This is a genomic window from Streptomyces sp. NPDC053750 (assembly GCF_044544295.1).
Lineage (GTDB): Bacteria > Actinomycetota > Actinomycetes > Streptomycetales > Streptomycetaceae > Streptomyces.
On record NZ_JBITXB010000002.1, the window covers coordinates 667,382 to 693,426 of the forward strand.

Below are 26,045 nucleotides of genomic sequence, written 5' to 3' on the forward strand. Positions count from 1 at the left end.
ACGCCGCGCGACGTACGGCCCCGACCACGGGGGAGAGCAGGCCCTACCCGGTCGTGCGGGTGCCTGCGGCAGGCCGGCCGACGCCCTCGGTCGTGACGCGGCGGTTCCACTCGTCGACCCACGCCGACCCGAACTCCCTGGCCACCGCCCCGGAGTCCGAGAACTTGAGCGTGCCGAGGTCCAGGCCCGTCTCCGCCACGGAAGACGCCGTCAGGCCGTTGGTGTTGACCTTGTCGCTCCACCGCGACACGTTGTACTCCGACGTCGGGTCCGCGAACGTCGCGGTCGTCTCGACGTACCCGGAGCCGCCCACGACCACCGCGTGGTCGATCTCCACCCGCGACGGCACCCACAGCGAATCGGCGTCGTCCCACACCGTCGCGCGGCTGCATCCGTTCGTGCCCGACACCGAGTAGTCGGCGGCCGTGCAGTCCTTGCCCGTCGCGGTCACCCGCGGCACGTACCACTGCGTGATCTCCGGAGACGAGATCGGGACGCCGTCGGAGTACCTGGGCCTCCCGCTCGTGTAGTGCTCGTGCCAGGCCGCCACCGTCTCGGGCGTCGCGCTGTACTTCTCGCCCTCGCGCACGTCGAGGAAGGAGTTGAAGCGGCTCTGCAACACCCAGCTGTTGTCCAGCGGAAGCCTCGTCTCGCCCCTCTTGTGGTAGATCCCGCCGTGTCCGGCGCGCTCCACGCCGAGGAAGACGTTGTCGTTCGCGGTGTTGCTGTGACCGGAGTTGAAGTTGACCCCGGAGTGCGCGTCGTTCACCACGTTGTGGTGGAACCTCACGCCGGATGCGCCGTCATCCATGTAGAGCGCGTCGTTCGTCCCGCCGATCTTCTCGAAGTGGTTGTAGGCGACCTCGTTGCCGAGGTAGGTGAAGTCACGGCCCGCGTAGACCACGCCCATGTCACCGGCGTTCTTCACCACGTCGCGGAAGTGGTTGTTGTTGACCCGCATGTCGTTGCCCATGATCTGCACGGCCATGTGCGGGGCGTCGTGGACGTAGTTGTACTCGAAGGAGTTCCCGACCCCGTACAGGTAGCCGGCCGGGGTGTAGGTCGCGAGTTTCGAGAAGCGTGCCACCTCGTTGTGGCGCGCGACGTTGTCACCCCGTTCGAGGGTGGCGCGGTCGCCGCCGCCGAGCAGGACCCCGCCGCCACCGAGGTCGTGGAGGTAGGAGTTCTGCACGACGTTGTCGCGTCCGCCCCGCAGGGTCTCGTAGTCGGGCATGCTGGTGATGGTGTCGGTCGCCCGCCCGATGCGGATCGCGTCCATGCTCACGTTGGAGATGTCGACGCCGTCGACGAGGGTCCCGACGGCGTCCAGGAGTTGCACGCCACTGACCAGCGACCCCGTCATGGCCAGGCCCCGCAGCGTCACGCCGGTGGTTCCTTCGAGCAGGAAGAAGTTCTTGTCGAAGGTCTGCAGCGTGGCGTTCCGGCCCTCGACGGTGCCGCCCTCGGGCCGGTAGTAGAGGACGTCGTTGTCGTCGTAGCGGTCGATGTAGTACTCGCCGGCCGTGTCCATCTCCGACAGGACGTTGATCACCTTGACCTTGGTCCACGCGTCCTGCGGGATGTACATCGAGGGGTACTTCGTGTACAGCCGGTCCTCGCTCCACGACAGGATCCGGACCATGTCGTTGGCGTAGTTGTTGCCGAAGTACCCGGACAGCCAACCCTCGGTCTCGCTCGTCGTGTTGTCGATGTCCTCGATCCACCGCGGATCGAGCTGGACCGGGACGTCGGCGTAGTCGCCGAATCCACGGGTGCCGAGATCGTCCACCGTGGGTACGGCCTCGGGCGCCCAGCGCCGGAAGCGGTCGTCGGCGAGCGCGCGGCCACCGACCGTGAAGATCGACGGCGTCATGCGCCTCATCTCCTGCGGAGACCAGGTGTCACGTTGGCCGGGGTCCTCGAGGAGCTGCTTCTTGTCCTCGAACTGGGCCCTCGGCGTCGTGCCCGAGAAGTTCCAGTCGCTCTCCGGGCCGAAACGGCCTTCGAGGTCCACGTTCATGAGGTCCCGCGGCGCGTCGGCGTCCCACTTGTCACCCGTACCCCACAAGTGGCACGCGGTCTCGGTGGTGGAGCAGGTGTTGCCGTTGGGGTACTCGGCGAGGGTCTGGGTGTCGCCGCCGACGACGAGCTCCGGTGCGAACGGGTCCTGCACCCAGTTGAAGCCGTTCTTGTACAGCGTGCCCGGGTCGATACCCGCCGCACCCAGGTCGTAGACCCACACCCCCTCGCGCAGCGCGGCGGTGTCCAGGCGGGTGTGGGAGGAGTACTGGGGCTCGGCGAGTGTCTCCGGGGAGAGATCGGAGAGCTTCTTCCAGCCTTCGGCGGGCAGCTCGTGGGACCCGGTGATCGTCACCTTCTCGTTCCGGTACGCCGCATACGTGACCCACGAGTTCTCCGAGCCCTTGAGCCGGACCGTGTCGTCGAGGACGTAGGTGCCGCCCCTGATGTACACCGTGCCGCGCGCCTTGGCGGACGTGCGGCCGGCCAGCGCGTCCCGCGCGGCGGCGATCGTCTTGAAGGGATCGTTCCTACGGCCGCTGTTCGCGTCGTCGCCGTCCGTGGCCGAGACGTAGACCGTCAACCCGGCGGACGCGGCCGGAGCCGGGTCCGCGGTGGCGCCGGTCGTCGGCCCGCCGATGCTCGTCGCCAGCGCCAGTGCCACGGAGGCCGTCAGCATCCGCACCGGTCGTCGCCGGGTTCTCACCATGGAGGTGCCCTTTCGTCGGATCTCATGTTCCTTGCGGGGGCGTTCGACAGGTGTCAAGAGGTGCCGACTGGTATCGGCAGGTACTGAGGGTCAGCCGGCTTCGGGGCGCAGCCGCAGGCCCTGCATGCCGCCGTCCACGGCGAGGGCGGTGCCGGTGACGGACGCCGCGGCCGGGGACGCCAGATACACGATGGCCGCCGCGACCTCCTCGGCGGACACCAGGCGGCCCGTCGGCTGGCGGGCATGGAGCGCCGTGCGCTCCGCAGCCGGGTCGTCGGCGCTCGACAGCAGGCGGTCTATCCACGGAGTGTCCGCCGTACCCGGGTTGACGCAGTTCACGCGGATGCCCTCCCGGATGTGATCGGCCGCCATGGCGAGCGTCAGGGACAGCACCGCCCCCTTGCTCGCGCTGTACAGCACCCGCTGCGGCAGCCCCGCGGTGGCCGCGACCGAGCAGGTGTTGACCACCGCCGCGTGCCGGGAGGCGCGCAGATGGGGCAGCGCGGCCCGCGCCGTGCGCACCATGCCGAGGACATTGACGTCCAGGACACGCTGCCACTCGGCGTCGTCGTTGTCCGCCACCGTCCCCTGCGCGCCGATGCCCGCGTTGTTCACCAGGATGTCGAGCGCGCCCAGACGGTTCACCGCCTCCGCCACGGCGGCACGGACCGAGGCGTCGTCCGTGACGTCGCACCGCAGGGCGATCAGGGTGTCGCGGTCCGCGGCCGGCAGGGCGTCCGGGTCCAGGTCGAGTACGGCGACTCGGGCGCCGCGGCGTGCCAGGAGCAGGGCGGTGGCGAGCCCGATCCCCGATGCGCCTCCCGTGACCACGGCTGCGAGACCGCCGAGCTCGAGCGGCGGGGGAGCGGGGGTGTACGGCATGAGGTGTTCCTTCGCGTGGGAGGGGAGTGATCAGTCCAGGTGGAAGAGTTCTTCGCCGGTCACCCACCGCTCCCCGGGCTCCGCCGAGTCGACGGGCTGCTGGCAGGGGTCGGTGAGGGTCCACCAGCGCCGGGTTTCCGGATCGGCGGCGATGGCGGCCATGTCGGCGGCGTAGTCGTCGCCGGTGTACTCGAAGTAGGCGAACAGCGTGTGGTCGCGCAGAAAGATGGAGTAGTTGGTGACGTGGGCGCGCGAGAGGGTGTCCAGCACCGGTTGCGGGACGGACCGGTGCAGTGCCCGGTAGCGCTCCGCGTGTTCCGGGCGCAGCCGGATCACGGACGCGACACGGCGGGGTGTACGGGGTGCGGGCATGGCCGCTCACTCCTTTGCGGGGCAGGACATCACTGGTGACCGGCACGGCACGAGGCCGGGCCGGGCGCAGGGCGCCGGGCCTCCCGTGGCTCGGGTCTATCCCTTGACCGCTCCGGCCGCCAGGCCGCTCATGACATGGCGCTGCATCACGACGAAAATGACCAGGATCGGGATCACCGCGAGCAGCAGCGTCGGGAACACCTTCGTGTAGTCCGTGGAGTACTGGCCGACAGCCGCGTATACACCCGTGGTGACGGTGTAGATGCCGCTGCCGGGACCGAGGATCATCTGCGGGCTGGCGAAGTCGTTCCAGACGCTGAGCGAGTTCAGGATGAACACCGTGGCGATGACGGGTCGCATCAGCGGCAGGATGATCCGCCACAGCGTGTAGTACCTGCCGGCCCCGTCGATGGCCGCCGCCTCGTCCAGCGACCTGGGCAGCACCCGGATGTAGCCGAAGAAGACGAACAGCGTGAACGGGACGGTGGTGGCCGTCATGAACAGGATGAGCCCGGGCAGCGTGCCCATCAGACCGATGGCGCGCAGCACGAAGATGACCGGCACCAGGATCACCTGGGTCGGGATGAACATGCCCGCGATGAAGAAGAACAGCAGCAGCCGTGAGATCGGCTTCGGCGTGCGGGCCAGCACGTACGCCGCGGGCGCGCACACCGCCATGGCGAGGGCGTTCACGCACAGCACCAGCGCGAGGGTGATGCCGTAGCCCTTGAGGATGCTGAAGTCGGGGTTGTTCCAGGCGTCCGCGAGGTGCTGGAAGGTCGCCGTGCCGAAGTCCAGGGTGAACGGGTTGGCGAGGATCTCCTGCTGGCTCTTGAAGGTGTTGACCACCAGGAGGTACATCGGCACGAGCATGCCGAGGGAGACGAGGGAGATGAACGCCACCCGTGCGGTGGCGGCCGGGGTGAGTGCTTTCTTCATCCGATGGACTCCGCGTCGTCCTCGGCGCGCCTGCGCAGCACGAGGACTGTGATGGCCAGGACCGCAGCCGCGAGGATCAGCAGCACGGCCTGGGCCGAGGCGACGCCGATGTCCCGCTGCGGGAAGGAGACTGCGAGGATCGAGTAGGCGAGGGTCTTGGTGGATCCCGCGGGACCGCCCCCGGTCAGCGAGACGACCACGTCGTACGTCTTCAGCAGCGAGATGCCCGAGGTGATGACGGCGACCGTCACCGTGGACGCCAGGGAGGGCCAGGTGACGGCACGGAACGTCTGCCACCTGCCCGCCCCGTCGATCCTCGCCGCCTCCAGCAGGTCCGCCGGCACCGCCTGGAGGCCCGCCAGGTAGAGGATCAGCTGGACGCCGAAGAGCGACCAGACGATGACGAGGATCATCGACCACAGGGCCCAGTCGGGGTCGCTGAGGAAGGGCAGGCTGTCGGTGCCGACCTTTTCCAGCATGGTGTTGACCACGCCCTGCGGCCCGAGGATCGCCTGCCACAGGAAGCCGACCACCAACGCGCTGAGCACGTGCGGGTAGAACATGACCACCCGGCCGAAGGTGTTGAACCGGTTGGTGCGCTGCAGCAGCAACGCGAGCCCCAGCGCCGCGAGGTTGACCGAGACCGCGCCCACCACGGCCACCACGGCGGTGACCACCATGGTGCCGGTCATGTCGTTGGATCCGAAGACCGTACGGTAGTTGTCGAAACCGACGAACTCCGGGACGCGGGTGGGGAATCCGTTGTACTCGGTGAAGCTGTAGTAGAACGCGTAGATCACCGGTACGACCAGCAGAGCGACGTAGATCAGGACCGCGGGGACGACCATGCTGACGCGGGCGCCCGCGTCACGCCATCCCCGCGACCTCGAAGGAGATTGACGGCCCATGGGTCAGCGGTTCTCGTCGACCCACTGGTCGATGGCCTTGGCGGCGTCGGCCGGGCTCGCTCCGGTGTAGAGGCTCTGCGCGACCTCGGTGAACTTCGGGTTGAAGCCCGTCACGGGCAGCCGGACGTTGCCCTGTCCCTCACCGACGGCGACCAGCTCGGGGGCGTCGTTGAGGATGGCCTGGATCTGGGAGTCGACGGCGGTCTGCTCGCGGTCGGCGTCCTTGCGGAACACCCCGTCGGAGCCGAGCTGTGCCTCGATGGCCGCCGGGTCGGTGACCAGGAACTCCACCAGCTGCTTGGCGCCGTCCGCGTCGGCGGCACCCTGGTGGACCATGTAGGGGTTGGCCATGGTGGCGCCCTGCGGCCCCGGGTAGGACGTGCCGTCCGCCGCCGGCGGCGAGAACACGCCCACCTCGAAGGGGAGGTCCTTGACCTGGTTCAGCGTGGCGGCGAACCAGCTGCCGTTGGTGTACAGACCCACCTTGCCCGCGGTGAAGTTGCCGTCCGCCTGGGAGGGGCTGAGACCGACGTCGCTCTTGGTGATGTAGCCCTTGTCGATCCAGTCCGCGTACATCTGGAACGCCGGCTCGTACGCCTCACCGACCGTGAGCTTGTCGTCGGCCACCGAGGTCTGCCACTCGGGGTGCAGCTGGTTCAGTGTCGGGTGGTAGATCTGCTGGAGCTGGAGGCCGGTCTGGAAGTCCCCGGCGGTCTGCAGGGGGGTGAAGCCGGCCTGCTTCAACTTGGCCAGGCCGTCCGCGAGTTCCGCCCACGTCGTGGGGGGCTCGGCTATGCCGGCCTTCTCGAACGCGCTCTTGTTGTAGTAGATCAGCGACTGGGTCTGGGTGCCGACGCCGACCGCGTAGTGCTTGTCGCCCATGGCGTACTCGTCGAACATCGGGGTGCCCTTGGCCCAGGGCTCGTCGCTGAGGTCGACCAGCTCGGGTGCCGTGTCGTCGTCCGGGAAGATGGACTGGATGACGTCGGGCGCGGTGCCCGCGGCCAGTTGCTGGGGGAAGGACTCGGCGACGGACTTGCCGGTCGGGCCCTCGATCTTCACCTTCAGACCGGTCTTGTCCTCGAACGGCTTGACCAGCTTCTCCCAGTAGGCCTGGTCGAGGTTGTCGGTGAGATTGACCATCATCCGGATCTCGCCGTCCTCGCCACCGGCCGAGCCGGCGCCCGACGAGCAGGCGGCGACGAGCATCAGCGGGACCGCGGCGGCGAACGCGGCACCGCGCGCCCGCCTCCCTCTGTGGGCTGACATCATTGTCGTCTCTCTTTTCCTCGATCGTGTCCTCGATGGGGAAAGCCTCACAGCCGCCCCCGGTAGGGCAGGGGGCCGACGGCCGTGATGTCGGTGGGTGCCTTGCCGCGGTCGACGCGGTAGATGCCGTCGTCCGCGACGAAGAACTCGGGAACGTCCGGGTAGCGCAGCTCCTCGGGCAGCGGCTCCCGGTCGGTCCAGGCGAAGAACTCCCGGGCGAAGGTGTCCCGGTCCTTGCGGCCGTAGAGGTGCAGGTCCCCCGCGGTCAGCGGGCTGCGTACGCACCAGTGGGCACCGGACTCGGCCCAGTAGGCGCGGTCGCTGACCAGGACCGACTGCCGTTCGTAGGGCGCCGTGACCCGGTCCCAGAAGGCGTCGCCCGGGCCCAGCCTGGCCATCAGGAACATCAGGTCGTGGGCGTGCCAGGCGGTGCTGGGCGCGATGTCCGCCTCGTTGTGCCAGCCGCTCGCGGAGGCGAAGTAGCCGGCCGGCGTCTGATAGCCGGCGTAGGTGGCGAGACAGGCCTCGGTGAAGGCCTCCAACTCGGCGTCCGGACCTTCCGCCAGCACCTCGTGGATGCCGTACAGGGTCAGGCCCATGCCGGCGATCAGCATGGGTGTGTCCGTCTTGAGGGCGCGGTCGCCCCGGACGTACCAGTAGCGGTGGAAGCGGGTGGCGCCGGTGTCGTCGGTCCAGGCCGAGCGGGCCACGTGCCGGCACAGCCGCCGCGCCTCGGCGAGCAGCTCCGGGTCGCCCTGGGCGCGGTGGCCGAGCACCAGGGGGACGATCATGAGGCCGTAGTACTCGGCCGGCTCCAGGATGCCGCCCTCGGTGCGGTCCCGCACGGTGCGGAAGGTGCCGGCGCTGTCCTGGTCGGGCACACCCCGGTGGTGGAAGAGCCGGATCAGTTCGGCCAGGTCCTCGGGGATCTCGTCCGCGTAGGTCTTGTCGTCGCTCAGCTCGGTGTAGAGCTGCTTGACCCAGACGCGGGCGTACTCCTGGTTGCAGGTACCGTCCTCGCCGGGTCGCCCTCCGCCGTAGATCTCGCAGGCGTCCAGGTTGCGCCGCACGGCGGCCAGGACGCGGGCCACCTCGTCGGCGGGCAGCAGATGGCCGGCGTGGCGCACGGCGAGCAGCATGCCGAGGCTCGCGACGGCGTTGTGGATGAGGCCGTGGGTCGCGGACTCGCCGACCTGGAAGCCGATGTGACGGTACTGGCCGTCGGGCTGCGTCTCGGTGGACTGGTAGCGCAGCAGCCGGCGCAGCAGGGCGATGCCCCGCTCGTCGGGCTGCGCGGCCAGGGCCTGGGCCCAGGCGCCGACGGCCGGGCCCGCGAAGGTGGTGTGCCCGCTGGTGAAGTCCAGGAAGGTGGCCGGGTTGGTGCCCCACACGCTGTGGTTGTGGAAGCCGTTGATCGCCCCTTCGTCCGTCACCCAGCTGTGCAGCCAGCCGGCCAGCGCGGCGGTGTCGGGCGTGACGGTGTCCGGCGTGGTGGTGTGGTGTTCCATGGCGTTCGGCGTTCCTTCCGGATCGGGTCACACGGCCGTGTCGCGAGCGGCGTTCAGCAGGGTGGGGTCGATGCGGTAGAAGCGGGCGGCCGTGCCGCCGAGCACGGCGGCGCGGTCGTCGGGGTCCAGTGGGGAGAGCAGCTCCAGACAGGCCTCCCAGGTGCGTGCGTAGCCTCCGGCCAGCAGCGAGACCGGCCAGTCGCCGCCGTACATGAGCCGGTCGGGGCCGAACAGCTCCAGCGCGTCCTCGACGAACGGGCGCACCTCGTCGGTGGTCCACGAGTCGAGGGCACCGCAGGCCGAGTAGAGCCCGGACACCTTGGCGTGGACCTTGGGGTGCCGCGCGGCGGCGGCGATCAGCTTGTGCCAGTCGGCCCGGTCTCCGGGGGCGCCGCCGACCGGGGGCTTGCCGAGGTGGTCGACGACCAGGCGCAGTCCGGGGTGCCGGGCCGCCAGTTCCGGTACATGGGCCAGGGCTGCGGGCGAGGAGGTGACGTAGTCGAAGGTCAGTCCTGCCTCGGCGAGCAGGGCGAGTCCCTCGCCGACGTCGGGGCGCAGGATCCAGTCCGGGTCGGTCATCTCGTGGACGAGGGCGCGTACGCCCACCACGTGCGGGTCACGGCGCAGTACGGCGAGGCGGGCCCGGGCGCGGTCCGGGTCGTCCAGCGGGACCCAGGCGACGACAGCCACGACCTGCGGGTGTGCGGCGGCGGTGGCCAGCATGTGGTCGGTGTCCGCGTCGTGGTCGGCGGCCTGTACGAGAACCGTCGCGGTGACCCCGGCCGCGGCGAGCGCCGGGCGGACGTCGTCGAACCGCATGGCACGGTCGACGGGCGCCATCGCGGGCCCCAGCCAGTCGTACGGGGCGAGTGCGGGGTCCCAGACGTGCTGGTGGGCGTCTATGACGGTCATGACCGCTCCCCTCCGGTCCCCGACGTGGCGGGTGACGCGCAGCCGTCGGGTATCAGGCCGAGGCGGGCCAGTTCGGCCCAGAGCGCGTCGGGTACGCCGGCCGCGAGACGGCGCGCGTTCGTGCGGGCCTGGTGGGCGTCGCGGGCGCCGAGCACCACCGACCCGACCGCGGGGTGCCGCAGGGGGTAGGCGACGGCGGCTTCCGGCAGGGTGGTGCCGTGGCGCTCGCAGACCTCCGCGAGGGCGGCGGCACGGTCGGTCAGCTCGCGGGAGGCGGGTACGTAGTCGTAGGTGGCGTCGGCCAGGGGGCGGGCCGTCGCGAGCAGGCCGGAGTTGTAGACACCGGCGGCGACGACACCCACCCCGCGCTCCTGGGCGAGCGGCAGCAACTCCTCCTGCGCGGACCGGTCGAGCAGGGTGTGGCGGCCGGCCACCATGACGAGGTCGACGTCGCAGCGGCGGACGAACTCGGTGAGCATCGCGGCCTGGTTCATGCCGACGCCCACCGCCTTCACCAGCCCCTGGTCGCGCAGTTCGACGAGCGTGTCGATGCCGGTGGTGGACGCCTGTTCCCAGTGGTCGTCGGGATCGTGGAGGTAGAGGACGTCCACGTGGTCGAGGCCGAGGCGGTCGAGGCTGTCCTCGAGGGAGCGGATGATCCCGTCCCTGCCGAAGTCCCAGCTGCGGCGGAACGCGGCCGGCACCGCGAACCCCTCGTCGTCCGTGAGGTGCGCGGTCCCCGGGCTGGGCACCAGCAGCCGGCCCACCTTGGTGGACACGGTGTACTCGGCCCGCGGGCGCCGCGCGAGAGCGGCACCGAGCCGGCGTTCCGACAGTCCGAGGCCGTAGTGCGGAGCCGTGTCGAAGTAGCGCACGCCGCTGTCCCAGGCCGCGTCGACGGCACCCAGGGCGTCCTCTTCGCTGACCGGTCCGGCGAGATTGCCCAACTGGGCAGTACCCAGACCGAGTTCGGTCAGTGCGGGGGTGTGGGAGCGCATCGGTCTCACCCCACCCTCGTACCGGTACGGGCCGCCAGCGCCTCCGGGTGGGCGAACGGCCGGCCCGCCGCGAACCGCTCGACCTCTTCGGTGACGGCATCGCCGATGCGATGCAGCTCACCCCCGAGAGAACCGGCCAGGTGCGGGGTGAGCACGACGTTCTCCAGCGTCCACAGCTCACTGTCGGCCGACGGGGGCTCCGGGTCCGTGACGTCGAGCACGGCGTCGATGCGGCCGGTGCGCACCTGTGCGATCAGGGCGTCCTGGTCGACGACGGCGCCTCGCGCGGTGTTCACCAGGGTCGCGCCGTCCCGCATCAGGGCGAGCCGCCCCGCGTCGATCTGACCGCGGGTCTCGGGAGTCAGCGGCTGGTGCAGGGAGACCACCTGACTGTTCGCCATCAGTTCGTCGAGCGGTACCAGGCGCGCGCCGAGGCCGGCGGCCTGCTCCGGTGTGACCGTGGGGTCGTACAGGAGGACGTCCAGATCGAAGGGGCGCAGCAGCGCGAGCACGGCGCGGCCCACGGTGGAGGCGCCGACGATGCCCACCGTCTGACGGTAGTTGCCCTGCCCCGTGTGGGTGGTGACGTGGTCCGGGAGGGTCCTGGAGGCGCGGTAGCGCCGCTCGCCCACGAGGACCCGCTTGTTGGCGAGCAGGATCATCGCCAGGGTGTACTCGGCCACGGGCCCGGAGTTCGCGGCGCGGGCGTTGGCCGCGACCACCCCGCGCGAGGCGAGCTCCGCCGGGTCCTCCAGGCAGGTCGCGGCGACCCCGCCGGCGTAGACCACGGCCCGCAGCCGCGAGGTGTACGGCAGATGCGCGGCCCGGACGACGGGCGCGTCCCAGCCGGCGATGAGGATCTCGGCGTCGGCCAGCGCGTCCCGGGACCGCTCGGAGTCCAGTTCGCCGAGGACGAGTTCGGTGTCGATGTCGGCGGCGCGGCGCAGCCGGGCCAGCGCGTCGTCGTCGAAGAGGGCGCGGGTCAGCCGCCGGGGGTTCATGGCGAAGACGGCGCGGGGTCGCGTCACGGCGTGCTCTGCCTCTCTGTGCGCTCGCTGGTCGCAAGGCGGTCGACGGAGCCGGGGCCGTCCGGTGCGGCACCGCCGGCGGGAGACGCCCGGCCGGGCTCCGGTACGAGCCGCAGACCGGCGACTCTGGGACGTACGTGGGGACCGTCGGGGTGGGACCAGCCGGTGGCCCCGGCCAGCTCCGCGACGGCGGCCTCGTCGACCGTGATGCCGAGACCGGGGGTGTCGCCCAGGACGATGCCGCCGTCCGCGATCACCTGGTCCACGGTGAGCCCGACCGGGAACCCCGTGTCCTGTACCTCGGTGACCAGGTGGTTGGGGGTGGCGGCGGCAGCGTGCGCCAGGGGGTTGGCTTCGTAGCCGACCGGGCTGACCGGCAGGTCGTGGCCGTGGGCGAGGGTGGCGACCCGCAGGAAGTGGGTGATGCCCCAGACGCCGGCGGTCTGCACCACCTGCACGGCGTCGGCGGCCAGCAGGGGCCGGAACTGTTCGAGTCCGGTCAGGTTCTCGCCGGAGGCGACGGCGGTGCGGGACGCCCGGCCCACGGCCCGGTTGCCCTTCACGTCCCAGCGGCGCACCGGCTCCTCGATCCAGGCCAGCTCGACCCGGTCCTCGATCCGGGCGAGCAGCCGCACGGCCTGGTGCCTGCCCCAGGTCTCGTTGACGTCGAGCATCAGGGCGGGAGAGCGGGAGTTGCGGCGCAGCACCTCCGCGACCGCGCCCAGGCGCCGGACGTCGCGTTCGGTGTCCAGACCGCCCTTGATCTTGGCGCCGGTGAAGCCGCGCTCGGCCCAGCCGGAGTACAGCGTCACCAACTCCTCGTCGTCCAGTGCGATGTCGAGCCCCGAGGCGTAGCCGGGCACGAAGCGGTCCGCCGCGCCGAGGGTGCGCCACAGTGGTTCGTCGGCCATTTTCGCCTTGAGGTCCCACAGCGCCATGTCGAAGGCGCCGATGGTGCCGAAGGTCGCACCGGCGTGGCCGCTCTTGAAGGTGTGGGCCAGCATCCGGTCGTACAACGCGGTGACGGCGCGCGGGTCCTGGCCGTCGACGGCGGGAAAGATCCGGTGGGCGTCCGCGTGGGCGCCGAGGCCAACTCCGGTGAGACCGCCGTCGGTCTCGAGCAGCAGCACCGGGACCTCTGTGACTCCGCCGGCGACGAAGCCGTTGGCGTCTCCGACGGGGCGGCCCCAGTGGTGCACCGTCCGCAGGGTCCGGTAGCCGGTGATCTTCATCTGCTCCCCCTCATTGTGCTGGTGCCACCGCTTCCTGACCCCGCGCCAGGTGTTCGGGAGGCGCAGAGGGTGAGTGGGTCGGGGCGCGCGTCGTGCGGACGGGGAACGGCGCTGTGCGGCCGCCAGGGGAGGCCCCGAACCGCGCCCTCAACTAGTCGTAACGTATCATACAAGTGATGAGTTGACAGGGGTCGGCGGTAAGCGGTTGCGGCGAAAGCCAAGAGGCGCCGAGCGGACGGAGGGTCACCACTCCGCGATCCGCCCGTCGGGGTGGCGCCACTGCGCATCGGGGTGCCGCCAGCCGGTGTCCTTGTGCCGTACGGCCGCCTCGTCGACCTCGACACCGATGCCCTGCCCGGCGGGCACCGCGAGGGCCCCGTCCACGGGAACGAGCGGTGCGGGATCCAGCAGGTAGTCGGCCATCTCGCCCCGGGGCAACCCCGCGTATCCGGTGTTGTAGTGCAGGCCGAGGCTCTGCTCGTGCAGCGGCACGTTCAGACACGCGGCGGCCACCTGCAGCGAGGCGGCCAGCGAGACGGGCCCGTTGGGGCAGTGCGGGACGACGGCGACGTCGTAGGCCTCGGCGAGGTGGCAGATCTTCGCGAGTTCGCCGAGGCCGGTCACCGACACGTCGGGCTGGAGGATGTCGACCCCGCCGCGCTGCAACAGGGTGCGGAACTCCCAGCGCGAGGTGAGGCGTTCGCCCGTGGCGAGGCGGGTCGCGCCGGCCGCGCGGGCCACCTCGGGCAGCAGGTCCTCGTGGCCCGGCGACAGAGGTTCCTCGACCCACAGCAGCCGGAACTGCTCCAGCTCCCGCAGCAGCGGACGCACCATCGACCGGTGCACCCGGCCGTGGAAGTCCAGCGCGACGTCCAGGCCGGTGCCGAACTCCTCACGCAGGGCCGCGACCCGGGCGACGACCGCGTCCACCTCCGCCGCGCCCGCGATGTGGTCCAGCTCGGCCGTCGCGTTCATCTTCACCGCGGTGAACCCCTGCGCGACCCGGGCGCGGGCCCCGGCGACCACGTCGCCCGGCCGGTCACCGCCGATCCAGGCGTACACCCGGGTGCGGTCGCGCACCGGACCGCCGAGCAGTTCGTGCACGGGGACGCCGAGCGTGCGCCCCTTGATGTCCCACAGGGCCTGCTCGATCGCCGCCGCCGCGGTGGCCAGCACCGGTCCGCCGCGGAAGAAGGCTCCCCGCCGCATCCGGTGCCACAGCTCCTCGATCCGGCCGGCGGGCGCGCCGACGAGGTTGTCGGCCAGGTCCGCGACGGCACCGAGGACGGCCCGCCGCCGCTTGGACAGCAGGGCCTCGCCCCAGCCGCTGACGCCGGTGTCGGTGGTGACCCGGACCATGACCCAGCGGGGCGGCACGCTGTACGCGGTGATGTCACTGATCAGCAAGGCGTTTCCCTTCTGCCCGCAGCAGTCCGCGGACTACTTCCAGTCGGCGACGGCGTCCCGGACCTGCCGGCGGCGCGCCTCGTCGAGGGGGTGGGACGGGGGACGCACATCGCTGCGGCACAGACCGAGCTGGGCCAGCGCCTCCTTGACGACGGCGACGTTGTCCGCGGACCTGCGGTGCGCGCGGAGCTCCTCGAAGGGCCGGATCCGCTCCCACAGCGTCATGGCCGTACGGCCGTCCCCGTCCCGCAGGGCCGTGAGCAGCTCCAGGGACAGGCGCGGCGCGACGTTCACCAGACCGGAGGTGAAACCGGTCGCGCCCATCGCCCAGTAGGCGGGCGCGTACAGCTCGGCCAGGCCCGCGACCCAGACGAACCGCTCGAGCCCGGCGTCGCGGGCCACGGCGGCGAAGCGCGCGGCATCGGGCACCGCGTACTTCACCCCGACCACGTTGGGACACAGCTCGCCGAGGCGCCCGATCAACCGGGCGTCGAGCAACGGATCGCGGACATAGGGCACCACACCCAACTCCGGCACGGCCTCGGCGACCGCGCGGTGATAGGCCATCCAGCCGTCGTCGGACACGTAGGGGTGAACCGGCTGGTGCACCATGACCAGGTGGGCGCCCGCGGTGCGGGCGTGACGGGCCTGGCGTACGGCGGTCGCCACGTCGTGGCCGACGCCCGCCACGACGTGCGCGGACGTGCCGGACGCGACAGACGCGACGGACGCGGCGGTTTCCGCGACGGTCAGTTCCACGACGAGTCGGCGCTCGGACTCGTCCAGGCTGTAGAACTCGCCGGTGTTCCCGCCCGGCGTCACGGTCCGGACTCCCTCGTCCAGCATGCGTCGCACGATCCTCCGGTATGCCGCCTGATCGACCCGGTCCTGGGCGTCGAAGGGGGTCACCGGGATCGCGACGACCCCCGCAAGTGCCTGCCTGAGATCCACCTGTGCTCTGTGCATGTTCGCTCCCGCCCGGGGCTGGTCGGCCGTTTCCGTCTGCGCTGTGCTCATGCATGGCATACCAGGGGAATGCCATGCACAGGCTAGCAGCGCCCCGGCGCACGGGGCACTGGGCGGGAGCGCCTCGTCGTGCGTTCACCGCTCGCGGCCGGCCGACCGGTCAGGGCCCGAGCGGGACCAGGGAGTCGGTGGCCACGGGGGCGCCGGTGACGAACGACTCGTTGGCGGCGAGGCCGGTGACCAGAGCCAGCGCACCGTCGCGCGCGGTGGCCGGGGCGTCCGTGGACTCCGGGCCCTCCCCGGGTGGGGCGTCGGCGGGACCGTAGAGCGCCCGCAGCATGCGCTCGTCGCCGCCGCCGTGGCCCGCGTGGTCGTAGCCGGGCAGCGGGACGTCGTAGGGCTCCTGCCACAGCGGGCGCACCTGGATCCGGGGACCGCCCGCGTTCGCCATCGCCTTGTCGCCGTGGATGGCGCCCCTGCCGGAGACGGAGCGCAGGCGTGCCGGCTGCCAGCGGCTCTCCTCGACCTCCAACTCCAGGCGACCGCCGGTTCCGTTGAACATCACCCGGTATCCCTCCCACGGGGCGTAGGCGGTCAGGTGGTACGTCATGGTGGCCCCGGTGTCGTAGCGGACCAGCACGGCCATGTCGTCCTCGATGGTGATGCCGTCACCGAAGACGTTGCGGTCCCGCACATAGCCGTCGTGCTGCTCGGCGTCGAGGTAGAGGGAGCGCAGGGCCTCGTTCTCGGCGAGCCGCAGCGCGAACGGGTCGCCGGCGGCCCGGGGGTCGCCGTGCGCGCGCTCGTAGTCGCGGCGGTTGCCGTGGCGTTCGCCCGCCTCGCGGCCGTAGAAGCCCAGCCGTCCGTACCCGAAGACCTCCTCGGGCCGTGCGTCCAGCCACCAGTTGACCAGGTCGAAGTGGTGACTCGACTTGTGCACCATCAGGCCGCCGCTGGACTGCTTCTCGCGGTGCCAGCGGCGGAAGTAGTCCGCGCCGTGCCGCACGTCGAGGAGCCACTCGAAGTGCACGGAGAGGACGTCGCCGACCGCACCGCCGGCCAGCAGTTCGCGTACGCGCGCGTGCACCGGGTTGTAGCGGTAGTTGAAGGCGACGGCGAGTGCGCCGCCGGTGGCCTCGACCGTGCGCAGGATGGTGCGGCAGCGGGCCGCATCGGTCGTCATCGGCTTCTCCGTCACCACCCGGCAGCCGGCCCGGAGCGCCGGCACGATGTACGCGTCGTGCTGGGCGTCCACCGTGGTGACCACCACTTCGTCGATGCCGTCGGTGCGCAGCCGTCGCTCGAAGTCGCCGGGGCGCCAGGCCGCCGCCTCCGGCTCGCCCGCCTGGCCGAGCAGCCGCTGGTGATGGGCGATCCGCGCCGGGTTCGGGTCGCACAGGGCGGCCACCCGCAGGTGCGGACGCCTGGCCAGGGCGGTGGTGAACAACTGGGCGCGGGAGCCGGTGCCGACCACGACGGCACGGGCCGGACGGTCCGTCGTCATGCGGCACCTCCCACCGGCCGGCCGTTGACCGTCACGCGGTGCACCGACAGGTCCCCGACGGACTGGAGCAGCATGTCCTGCGCGGCGTCCCTGAAGGCGAGCCGGTCGAGGCGGATGTCGGTGACCGGTGCCTCGGGGAGCGCACGGACGCGTACCGGGTACTCGCAGCGGCCGCCCACCGACCAGCGCTCCGCCGACAGCCGGGACACCTCGGCCGGCTGATCCCCGTCCGTGCCGCCCGCGTACTGGAAGGTCACCTCGAAGGGGACGTACGTCCAGGCCGGCGCATCGACGTCCGTGACGCGGATGTCCCGTACGTAACCGCCCCGGGTGGGGGTGGACTTGACGTTGAGGACCTGGGCGACGGAGGCCTCGCCCAGGTCCGGGTCGGCCGGCAGGTACAGCCGCCGGGCGACCACGTCCGAGACGCCGCCGCTCATCTCGCTGCCGATCGCCACCGCGGCTCCGCCGCTGAGGTAGACGCAGTCCTGGATGCGGATGTGCCGGGAGGGCACCCCGACCCGTCGGCCGTCCTCGTCACGGCCGGACTTGACGGCGATGCAGTCGTCGTGGGTGGCGAAGGTGACGCGTTCGATGGTGACGTTCTCGCACGAGTCGGGGTCGCAGCCGTCGCTGTTGGGGCCCTCGCACTCGACCCGCACGTCGCGCACGGTGATGTCGCGGCTCAGCACCGGGTGGATGTTCCAGAACGGGGAGTTGCGCAGGGTGACGCCCTCGATCAGGACGTTCCGGCAGGCGTAGGGCTGGATGAAGCTCGGCCGCAGGTAGTGCCCGGCGCCCAGGACGCGTTCGGCCACCGGGACCCCCTGGGCGCCCCACTGCTCCAGGGTCGCCCAGTCCGTACGCTCGTGGGGCATGCCGGGCTTCCAGCCGTACTGACCGGAGCCCTTCCACGGCCACCAGTGCGCGTTGTCGGCGCGCGCGTCCAGGGTCCCGCGGCCGGTGACCGCGATGTCGTGCTGCCGGTAGGCGTAGATCAGGGGAGAGTAGTTGTGGACCTCGATGCCCTGCCAGCGGGTCCGCACGACCGGCAGGTAGGCGGCCGGGTCGGTGCTGAACAGCACGGTCGCGCCCTCGGCCACGTGCAGGTCGACACCGCTGAGCAGATGGATCGCGCCGGTCGCCCAGCGGCCCGCGGGGATCAGGACGTGCCCGCCGCCGGCGGCGTGGCAGGCCCGGACGGCATCCCGGATGGCGGCCGTGCAGTCGGTGGTGCCGTCGCCGACGGCCCCGTGGTCGGTGACGGGGAACCAGGCGTCGGGGAAGTGCGGGCGGCCCCGCCCGGCCGCGGCCGCGCCGGTGGCGTGGGCCAGGGGGACGGCGGCGGCCGCGAGGGCGCCGAGGCGGAGAAGCTGTCTGCGTGCCGGATCACTCATGCTGGTGCCCCTCGGTGAGGTGGTGCGCAGGTGGTGGTCGGTCGCTTCACTGCCCGGGCGGAGTGCCGGTCCCGGACTGGTCGGGCAGGTAGCGTGCTGCCTCGCCCGCGGCGTGGTCGGCGAACATCGGACCGGCGACGTCGGGGTCGCCGGAGCGCAGGACGTCCAGCAGTTCCGCGTGGTGCTCGGCCATCGCACCCCAGCCGCCGGCGTAGCGCGGGTCGCCCAGGACGTGCAGGTCCCACAGGCTGGACTCGATCATGCGCCACAGGCGGATCAGCGCCGCGTTCCGGGCAGCCTCGCACACATGGCGGTGAAATGACATGTCGGCGTCGCGGAAAGCGCCGATGTCGTCCTTGGCCGCCGCCCGGCGCAGTCGCGTCACGTCCTCGGTGAGCAGCCGGGTGTGCTCGGCGTCCAGGCGGCCGGCCACCCGGCGGGCCGCGTACTCCTCGAACATCACCCGGATGTCCCGGACGTCCTGCGCCTGCCGCTCGGAGACACGCGCGACATAGGTCCCACGATGGGGCTGGGAGATGACGAGGCCCTCGTACGCCAGCCGTTTGATCGCCTCGCGGCAGGGAGCCTGGCTGGTGCCGAAGTCCCGCGCGATCTCCGACTCCACCAGGCGCTGCCCCGGTGCGAGTTGGGCGCCGACGATCCAGTCGCGGAGCTGGGTGTACACGTGGTCGGACAGCAACTGGCGGGGCATGCGGGCGGCGCCCGGCAGGGGGCCGCCGTCGGCCCGGCCGGCCTCCTGGCGGGGTCGGCGGCTCCGCGGTTCCGGCGGCTCGGGCAGTCTGGCCCGCTGCTCCCGCCAGATCCGGGCGACCGTGGACTGCGACAGGCCCAGGGTGTCCGACAGGGCGCGGGTGGAGGGCACGGGGGAGCCGTCCCGGGCCTGTGCGAGCACGGCCGCCACGTGGGCCTCCGCCTCCTGCCGTACGTCGCTGCGCGGTCGCCCCGAGCGGGGGGCGTCGCGCAGGCCGGCGACGCCCCGGCGCAGATATCGGTCCCGCCACTTGGCCACCGTGGCGGGACTGACCCCGATTCGCTGGGCGATCTCGGCGTTGCTCAGCCCCTCGGCGCAGGCCAGGACGATGCGGCTGCGCAGCCGGAGCGCGCCGGGCGGCTGCTGCGAGAAGCCGGTCAGGGCGGCCCGGTCCTCCGCGCTCAGCCGGACGAACGCCGGGGGATCGGGAACGGTCATGCGCCGCACCTCCTGGGATGCGCGAACTTGTGACTCGGACTCTGTGGGAAACGCCGTGGCCGCCGTCATCAACTTCAGGTTCACGTTCGCGTATTGACGGCACATCGGCACGAACATATTAACTATCGTTGCTCGATCAGTGACCCACTAGACGGTGCGCACGCCCGGGGTCCACGACACGTCCGCGTCCCGCGCGGGCTCCCGAGTGACGCCGGCACCGCCGCACTCGGGCACGAGCCGGTACGTCACGTCCCCCACCTGGTACGTCCCACGTCGTCGACCGGCCCCACGGACCCCCACAACGACATCACGCATCCCGCCCGGCAAGGAGGCCTCGTGCCAACCACCCAGGTACGACCCGTGAGACGAAGGACAAGACTTCCGCTGCTGCTGGCGGCCGGAGCCCTGCTGGTCAGCGGGGCGATGCTGGACGCCCCGGACGCCAAGGCGGAGCCGGCCGGCTGCAAGGCCACCCAGATCTTCGTCTCACCCGACGGAAGCGACAAGGCCAGGGGCACCGAGAAGCAGCCCTTCAAGACCATCGAGAAAGCCCGCGACCACATCCGCGACAAGGGCCTGAACCGCCCCGGCAGGATGCGCTGCGACATCAACGTCAACCTGCGCGCGGGCGACTACCCGCTGGACCGCACCGTCGCGCTCGACGACCGGGACTCGGGCAGCGACGGACACCGGGTCGTCTACCGCTCCTACGACGGCCCCGGCAAGGCCCGCGTGATGGGTGCCAAGCCCGTGACGGGCTGGGAGGAGTACAAGGACGGCATCTACCGCGCCGACGTCGGCACCGACAGTCCCTTCTACACCCTCTTCGAGGACGGCAAGCGCGCCACCACGGCCCGCTACCCCAACCGCAAGTCCGACGACGAGTGGGCCCCGTACATGACCTCCGTGCTCAGTGAGCCCGAGAAGGAGGCCGTACGCCAGTGGCTCTACTCCAACCCCGGTGACTGGCACGCGAGCTGGGACCTCAGCAACGCCCAGGCGGTCGTCTGGTCGGGCGGCAGCTGGAGCTGGTTCACCGACACGGTCCCGATCCGGGACTGGAACGCCGCCAAGAACCAGATGACACTGAAGCACTGGACCCGCTACGCGCTCATCAACTCCCGCGGCGGCTCACGCTACTTCCTGCAGAACTCCCTGGACTTCCTGGACCAGGCGGGCGAGTACTACCTGGACTTCAAGAAGGGCCAGCTCTACTACAAGCCCCGCGGCGACATCGACGACGTCACCGTGCTGCGCCCCACGGTCAAGACGCTGTTCAACCTGGCCGGCGCCGACCCGGACCGGCGCGTGCAGGGCATCACCCTCGACGGGCTCGCCCTGCAGTACACCGACTTCGTCGACTGGTACCGCAACGGCTGGATCAGCGACGGCGACTCCGGAGACCGGCACAAGTACCCGGAGTACGACCGGCAGATCGAGATGCCGCGCAACCGCTTCGGCGCCGTCGGCGTGACCAACAGCGCGGACGTCACCCTCTCCCGGCTGCGCATGTCCGACACCGGATACCACGCCGTCTACGCGCTCGCCGCCAACGACCACCTGACGGTCCGCGACAGCCTGCTGGAGAACATCGGCGCCGACGGAATCAAGGTGGAGGGCCCCTACCCGGGGGAGGGGAACACCTCCAACGGCCACCTGCTGACCAACAACTACATCACCCACGTGGGTGAGCTGGTGCCGGGCGACGCCTCCGGCATCGAGCTGATGAACACCGGGAACAACACGGTCAGCCACAGCCACATCAAGCACAGCGCCCGCTACGGCGTGAGCCTCGAGGTGCGCCCGGAGGTGGCCATCGAGGACAACTACGCCCGCAACAACACCTTCGAGTACCTGCGCATCGACGAAGCCGGCCTGGACAGCGGCGACATGGGCGCCTTCTACACGTACGGCGTCAACAACGTCGAGCCGTACCCGATGGACAACCACGTCCGCCAGATGGTCATCGGTGACGTGATCCCGGACGGTTCGATGCCGGACAGCGGCACGCGGGGTGTCCACATGGACGCCGGTGGCTGCGGGTTCACCTTCGAGGACATCGAGGTCGGCAAGACCACCGACCAGTCGTACCAGAGCTACCAGTGCAACGACGTCAAGAACGGCAACTGGGAGGAAGGCTTCGACAAGTCGAAGATGGAGTACGACAAGATCGGCGTCAACGCCGACTTCCCGTACGAGCTGCCCGATGGCGCCACCCGGTGAGCGGATGCTGACCGACCACATCCGATGAGTTCCCCCGGGCAGTGTGGGTCACGGACCGCTGCCCGGGGACGCGGTGGGCGCGGGACGCGCCGCCGCGCGACTGCCGCACGAAGCCCGGGCGTGGGCGGGGCCCGGGCCGGACCCCGCCCATGCCCGGGCGCGAGTACCTCACAGCCCTCACGACGTACCTGGAGGCCACCCCCATGTCCGAGTTGTCCCGACGACACGTCCTGGCAGCGGCCGGAGCATCCGCGGCGGCGGTCGCGCTGGAAGCCGGTACCGCGCACGCCGCACCGGACGCGGTGGACCCCGCACCGGCCGCAGCGGGAGCCGGTCACGGCTCCCACCCGTTGCGGCTGTGGTATCGGGCCCCGGCCGAGGAGTGGCTGGAGGCGCTGCCGGTCGGCTGCGGTCGGCTCGGCGCCATGGTCTTCGGCGGAGTGGCCACCGAGCGCCTCCAGTTGAACGAGGACAGCGTGTGGGCCGGCGGACCGCACGACTACAACCCGCCGGGTGCGCTTCAGGCGCTGCCGGAGATCAGGCGGCTGGTCTTCGACGACCAGTGGGGTGCGGCGCAGCGGCTGGCCGACAAGGCTTTCATGGGCGTCCCGAGCGAACAGGCGCCCTATCAGCCGGTGGGCGACCTGCGGCTGGTGTTCCCGGGGACGGGGGAGTACACGGAATATCACCGGGAGCTGGACCTGACCACGGCGATCACTACGGTGACCTACGTCAGGGACGGGGTGCGTCACACCCGTGAGGTGTTCGCCGGCCTGCCCGACCAGGTCATCGTCATGCGGCTGAGTGCCGACCGGCGTGCCTCGGTCTCGTTCGAGGCGGAGTTCTCCAGCCCGCAGGACAGCACGACGGGATCCGCCGGCGCCGCCACCATCCGGCTCGACGGCATCAGCACCGCCTGGCAGGGACGCCCGGGCGCCGTGCGCTTCCAGGCCCGTGCCCGGGCGGAGGCCGACGGCGGAACGGTGCGCACCGAGTCAGGCCGGCTGATCGTCGACGGCGCCGACGCGGTGACCCTGCTGATCTCGATGGGGACGAGCTACCGCAGCTACCGCGACGCGGACGGCGACCAGGAGACGCCCGCGGGACGCCATCTCCAGCGCGCCTCGGCCAAACCGTACCGGGTGCTGCGCGAGGCGCACGTCAAGGACTACGCGGCGCTCTTCGGCCGGGTCGACATCGACCTCGGCACCTCCGAGGCCGCCCTGCTGCCCACCGACGAGCGCATCGCGCGCAAGCAGCCGGACACCGATCCGCAGCTGGCCGCCCTGTACTTCCAGTACGGTCGCTACCTGCTGATCTCCAGCTCGCGCAGCCCGGGGTACGCGGCGAACCTGCAGGGCATCTGGAACGACAGCCTGAACCCCGCCTGGGAGTCGAAGTACACGCTCAACATCAATCTCGAGATGAACTACTGGCCCGCCGGGCCGGCCAACCTCGCGGAGTGCTGGGACCCGCTGTTCGACCTCGTCTCCGACCTGTCCGAGACCGGAGCCGAGACCGCGCGGAAGATGTACGGCGCCAAGGGCTGGATGGTGCACCACAACACCGACGGCTGGCGCGGCACCGCGCCGGTCGACTTCGCCTTCTACGGGGTGTGGCCCACCGGTGGTGCCTGGCTGGCGGGCATCATCTGGGAGCGCTACCTCTACACCGGCGACAAGCGCACACTGCGGCAGCACTACCCGATGCTGAAGGGTGCCGTCGAGTTCTTCCTCGACACGCTGCAGGAAGACCCCAAGTCCGGCCACCTGGTGACCAATCCGTCGCACTCGCCCGAGGTGGGCCACCACGAGGTCGACGGCGAGAACGTCAGCATGTGCGCCGGCCCGACGATGGACCTGCAGATCCTGCGGCAGCTCTTCACCGCGTTCGAGGGCGCGTCCGAGGCCCTGGGCGAGGACCCGGACATGCGGCGTACCGCCGCCGTCACCCGCGGGCGGCTCGCCCCCACCCAGGTCGGTCACCTCGGTCAGATCCAGGAGTGGCTGGAGGACTACGAAGGGGACGCCGCCCTCTCGCGCAGCCGGCACATCTCGCACCTGTGGGGCCTGTTCCCCGGTGAGGAGATCAACCCGCGTACCCGTCCCGAACTGGCCGCGGCGGCACGGCGTACGCTCGAGCTGCGCGGTGAGGCCGGTGCGGGATGGTCACTCGCCTGGAAGATCAACTTCTGGGCGCGGCTGCTCGACGGCGCCGAGGCGTACAAGCGGCTGACCAACCTGCTGGTCCCGGCCCGCACCGCACCCAACATGTTCGACCTGCACCCGCCGTTCCAGATCGACGGCAACTTCGGCGGCACCTCCGGGATCACCGAGATGCTCCTGCAGAGCCATGCCGGCGAGGTCTCCCTGCTGCCCGCACTGCCCGACGCGTGGCCCGCCGGTTCGTTCCGGGGACTGCGGGCCCGCGGCGGCTTCGAGGTCGACCTGGAGTGGGCCGAGGGCCGTGTCGTACACGCCGAGGTGCGGTCCCTGCTCGGCAACCCGCTGCGGATCCGCACCCCGCACCCGGTGGACGTCGAGGGCGCCGATGCCGACCGCCCCGAGAAGGACGTGGTCTCCTTCGCCACGCGCCGGGGCGGCCGGTACCGGCTGCGCTCAGCCTCGTAGCGGCATCCACACCCGCATCGCGCCGTCGCCGCGGTTGTCCCACTGGAAGTAGGGCACCGCGGTGGCGGTGACGGGACGGCCGGTGTCCGCGGCGTGCGGGCCGCCGGCCGTGCGGTAGGGCAGCCCCGCCTCGTGCGCGCCCGTGACGGCCGCCGCCCGGGTCCGCAGCGCCACGGTGGGGCCGACGCCGTCCAGATCGGTGTGCGCGACCTCCTCGAACACGGCGTCCCGGGGGAGCGCCAGCTCGTCGACCGGGACGCCGTCCTCCTGGTCGGCCTGCTCGAAGCAGTAGACCAGCGGCCCGCGTTCGACGGCCGCGCAGCCGCGGACGGCGTCGATGCGCGGGTGCGGCAGGGTCAGCCGGGGTGTCAGGTCCAGGTGCAGTACGACGGTGTCGCCGGGCCGCCACGACCGGCGCAGCACGGCGTACCCCTGCTCGTCGGCGGTGACCGCCATGCCCTTCTCGTCCGGCGTGTCCACCCGGGTCCGCGTGCTCCACGGCGGGATGCGCAGCGCGAGCGCCCACGGCCCGGAGGGGGCCGCGGTGACGGTGATCTCCACGCGCCCCTGCCAGGGATAGTCCGTCTCCACCCGCAGCCCCAGCCGGCCGTCGGCGAAGGGGCAGGCCAGCGTGATCGAGGTGTACTGATGCAGGTGGAGCGTGGGCACACCGGCGTGCTCGGACGTGGTCGCGGCGTAGTGCTCCAGCGACCCGACCAGGCGGGTGACGGCCGGCGGGCAGCAGGCGGAGAAGAACCACTCGTCGCGGCAGCGCGGATCACCCACCGCCTCGGCGTGGTCGGGGCGCCGCTGCAACGGGTTGCCCTTGTAGTACGTCCTGCCGTCGGCGGAGCGGGCAGCGGCGAACGCGTTGTAGAGCGTGCGCTCGACGAGGTCGGCGTAGCGGGCGTCTCCGGTGGCGAGCAGCAGCCGCCAGCTCCACTGGATGCTCGCCGCCGACGCGCACGTCTCGTTGTACGACAGGTCCGGCGGCAGCTCGTACCGCTCGCCGAACACCTCGCCCACCTGGCGCGAGCCGAGGCCGCCGGTCAGCGAGGTCCTGGTGGCCACCATGTCCTGCCAGCGGCGCGCGGACGCCGCGAGGAGGGAGGCGTCGCCCGTCTCCACGGCGACGTCGACGATCCCGGCCTCGAGATAGAGCGCGCGTACGGCGTGGCCGGTGACCGCGGGCGCCTCGCGCACCGGGAGGTGGTCCTGGCGGTGCCGGGCCCCGTGCTTGTGCGGGCCGACGAGTCCCCGGCCGCGGCGCTCGATCAGGGTGGAGGCCAGCACGAGGAAGCGCTCCTCGCCGGTCACCCGGTACAGCTCGACCAGGGCCGTCTCGACCTCGGGATGGCCGTCCAGCCCCGGGCCCGCACTGTCCAGGAAGACATCGACGAGATGGTCGGCGAGGCGGCGCGCCACCGTGAGCAGCCGAGCGTCCGGGGTACTTCGGTGAGCGGCCACCGCGGCCTGGAACAGGTGGCCGGCGCAGTACAGCTCGTGGCTGTCGACCAGCTTGGTGTAGCGCCCGCCCGGATTCGCCACCTGGTAGTGGGAGTTCAGGTAACCGTCGTCCTGCTGGGCGCGCTCCAGCAGACCGGCGGTCCGGTCGACGAAGTCCGCCAGACCGGGGTCGCCGCCGTGCTGCAGCTCCCAGGCGGCGGACTCCAGCACCTTGTACACGTCCGAGTCCATGTAGACAGGCCCCCGGTACCGGCCCTCGTCCTCACCCGCGGCGATGCGGAGGTTGGCCAGGTTGCCGGCCTGCTCCAGCCACCGCTGGGCGAGCGGCAGGCTGACCGTGCGGTTGACGTCCCGCCATCGGCGCCACAGGCCGCCGGTCAGCGTGGTGTGCTCCAGGTGCAGCGGACGGTGCTCGGTGTGGGCGGTGCGGGTGGGTACCGCGGGTCCCGACATGGTCTCCCCTGG

The 26,045-nt window shown here is 71.4% G+C and carries 19 protein-coding genes; 2 read left to right on the plus strand and 17 right to left on the minus strand.

Features of this window, described 5'->3' with window-relative positions; all coding sequences use genetic code 11:
* Nucleotides 1-43: 43 nt before the first annotated feature.
* From ACIGO6_RS08490 to ACIGO6_RS08565, 16 genes are all read right to left on the minus strand, one after another.
* Nucleotides 44-2,728, minus strand: coding sequence for a right-handed parallel beta-helix repeat-containing protein (locus ACIGO6_RS08490; protein WP_399873084.1), 2,685 nt, complete (start codon nt 2,726-2,728; stop codon nt 44-46).
* Nucleotides 2,729-2,818: 90 nt separating this feature from the next.
* On the minus strand, nt 2,819-3,610 hold the full coding sequence (locus tag ACIGO6_RS08495) for an SDR family NAD(P)-dependent oxidoreductase (RefSeq protein WP_399873086.1): 792 nt from the start codon (nt 3,608-3,610) through the stop codon (nt 2,819-2,821).
* Nucleotides 3,611-3,640: 30 nt separating this feature from the next.
* The gene (locus tag ACIGO6_RS08500) at nt 3,641-3,982 is read right to left on the minus strand and encodes an L-rhamnose mutarotase (RefSeq protein ID WP_399873088.1); all 342 of its coding nucleotides are present in this window, start codon (nt 3,980-3,982) and stop codon (nt 3,641-3,643) included.
* A gap of 96 nt (nt 3,983-4,078) precedes the next feature.
* Nucleotides 4,079-4,921 carry a carbohydrate ABC transporter permease gene (locus tag ACIGO6_RS08505; RefSeq protein WP_399873091.1) on the minus strand — a complete coding sequence of 281 codons (843 nt, stop codon included), beginning with the start codon at nt 4,919-4,921 and terminating at the stop codon, nt 4,079-4,081.
* The gene (locus ACIGO6_RS08510; protein WP_399873093.1) at nt 4,918-5,769 is read right to left on the minus strand and encodes a carbohydrate ABC transporter permease; all 852 of its coding nucleotides are present in this window, start codon (nt 5,767-5,769) and stop codon (nt 4,918-4,920) included. Before ACIGO6_RS08510 ends, ACIGO6_RS08505 begins: the two co-directional genes overlap by 4 nt.
* 63 nt (nt 5,770-5,832) lie before the next feature.
* Nucleotides 5,833-7,098: an ABC transporter substrate-binding protein gene (locus tag ACIGO6_RS08515; protein ID WP_399873096.1), complete on the minus strand. Its 1,266-nt coding sequence runs from the start codon at nt 7,096-7,098 to the stop codon at nt 5,833-5,835.
* 47 nt (nt 7,099-7,145) lie between these two features.
* On the minus strand, nt 7,146-8,606 hold the full coding sequence (locus tag ACIGO6_RS08520; protein ID WP_399873099.1) for a hypothetical protein: 1,461 nt from the start codon (nt 8,604-8,606) through the stop codon (nt 7,146-7,148).
* A gap of 27 nt (nt 8,607-8,633) precedes the next feature.
* Nucleotides 8,634-9,518 carry an amidohydrolase family protein gene (locus ACIGO6_RS08525; protein WP_399873102.1) on the minus strand — a complete coding sequence of 295 codons (885 nt, stop codon included), beginning with the start codon at nt 9,516-9,518 and terminating at the stop codon, nt 8,634-8,636.
* Nucleotides 9,515-10,516, minus strand: coding sequence for an aldo/keto reductase (locus tag ACIGO6_RS08530; RefSeq protein ID WP_399873105.1), 1,002 nt, complete (start codon nt 10,514-10,516; stop codon nt 9,515-9,517). Before ACIGO6_RS08530 ends, ACIGO6_RS08525 begins: the two co-directional genes overlap by 4 nt.
* A 5-nt stretch (nt 10,517-10,521) precedes the next feature.
* Nucleotides 10,522-11,544, minus strand: a complete 1,023-nt coding sequence (locus tag ACIGO6_RS08535) for a hydroxyacid dehydrogenase (RefSeq protein WP_399873107.1) — start codon at nt 11,542-11,544, stop codon at nt 10,522-10,524.
* Entirely contained in the window at nt 11,541-12,776 is a 1,236-nt protein-coding gene (locus tag ACIGO6_RS08540; protein ID WP_399873109.1) for a mandelate racemase/muconate lactonizing enzyme family protein, read from the minus strand. The genes ACIGO6_RS08535 and ACIGO6_RS08540 overlap by 4 nt, the downstream gene beginning before the upstream one ends.
* Before the next feature lie 243 nt (nt 12,777-13,019).
* Nucleotides 13,020-14,183, minus strand: a complete 1,164-nt coding sequence (gene dgoD, locus ACIGO6_RS08545) for a galactonate dehydratase (protein WP_399873112.1) — start codon at nt 14,181-14,183, stop codon at nt 13,020-13,022.
* 33 nt (nt 14,184-14,216) lie between these two features.
* On the minus strand, nt 14,217-15,149 hold the full coding sequence (locus ACIGO6_RS08550; protein WP_399873115.1) for a dihydrodipicolinate synthase family protein: 933 nt from the start codon (nt 15,147-15,149) through the stop codon (nt 14,217-14,219).
* A gap of 160 nt (nt 15,150-15,309) precedes the next feature.
* Nucleotides 15,310-16,653, minus strand: coding sequence for a Gfo/Idh/MocA family oxidoreductase (locus ACIGO6_RS08555; protein ID WP_399873117.1), 1,344 nt, complete (start codon nt 16,651-16,653; stop codon nt 15,310-15,312).
* A complete protein-coding gene (locus ACIGO6_RS08560) occupies nt 16,650-18,050 on the minus strand; it encodes a glycoside hydrolase family 28 protein (protein WP_399873119.1) in 1,401 nt (466 codons plus the stop codon). Before ACIGO6_RS08560 ends, ACIGO6_RS08555 begins: the two co-directional genes overlap by 4 nt.
* A 46-nt stretch (nt 18,051-18,096) precedes the next feature.
* On the minus strand, nt 18,097-19,260 hold the full coding sequence (locus ACIGO6_RS08565; RefSeq protein ID WP_399873121.1) for a GntR family transcriptional regulator: 1,164 nt from the start codon (nt 19,258-19,260) through the stop codon (nt 18,097-18,099).
* A 360-nt stretch (nt 19,261-19,620) separates the two neighbouring features.
* On the opposite strand from ACIGO6_RS08565, the gene ACIGO6_RS08570 reads away from it, so the two are divergent.
* Together ACIGO6_RS08570 and ACIGO6_RS08575 are read left to right on the plus strand one after the other, a co-directional pair.
* Nucleotides 19,621-21,483, plus strand: a complete 1,863-nt coding sequence (locus ACIGO6_RS08570) for a right-handed parallel beta-helix repeat-containing protein (RefSeq protein WP_399873124.1) — start codon at nt 19,621-19,623, stop codon at nt 21,481-21,483.
* 149 nt (nt 21,484-21,632) lie between these two features.
* Complete coding sequence (locus ACIGO6_RS08575) at nt 21,633-24,113, plus strand: glycosyl hydrolase family 95 catalytic domain-containing protein (RefSeq protein WP_399873126.1); 2,481 nt, start codon at nt 21,633-21,635, stop codon at nt 24,111-24,113.
* On the opposite strand, the gene ACIGO6_RS08580 is transcribed toward ACIGO6_RS08575, so the two are convergent.
* Complete coding sequence (locus ACIGO6_RS08580; protein ID WP_399873128.1) at nt 24,102-26,033, minus strand: glycoside hydrolase family 127 protein; 1,932 nt, start codon at nt 26,031-26,033, stop codon at nt 24,102-24,104. The two genes, ACIGO6_RS08575 and ACIGO6_RS08580, sit on opposite strands and share 12 nt — an antisense overlap.
* Between the last annotated feature and the right edge of the window lie 12 nt (nt 26,034-26,045).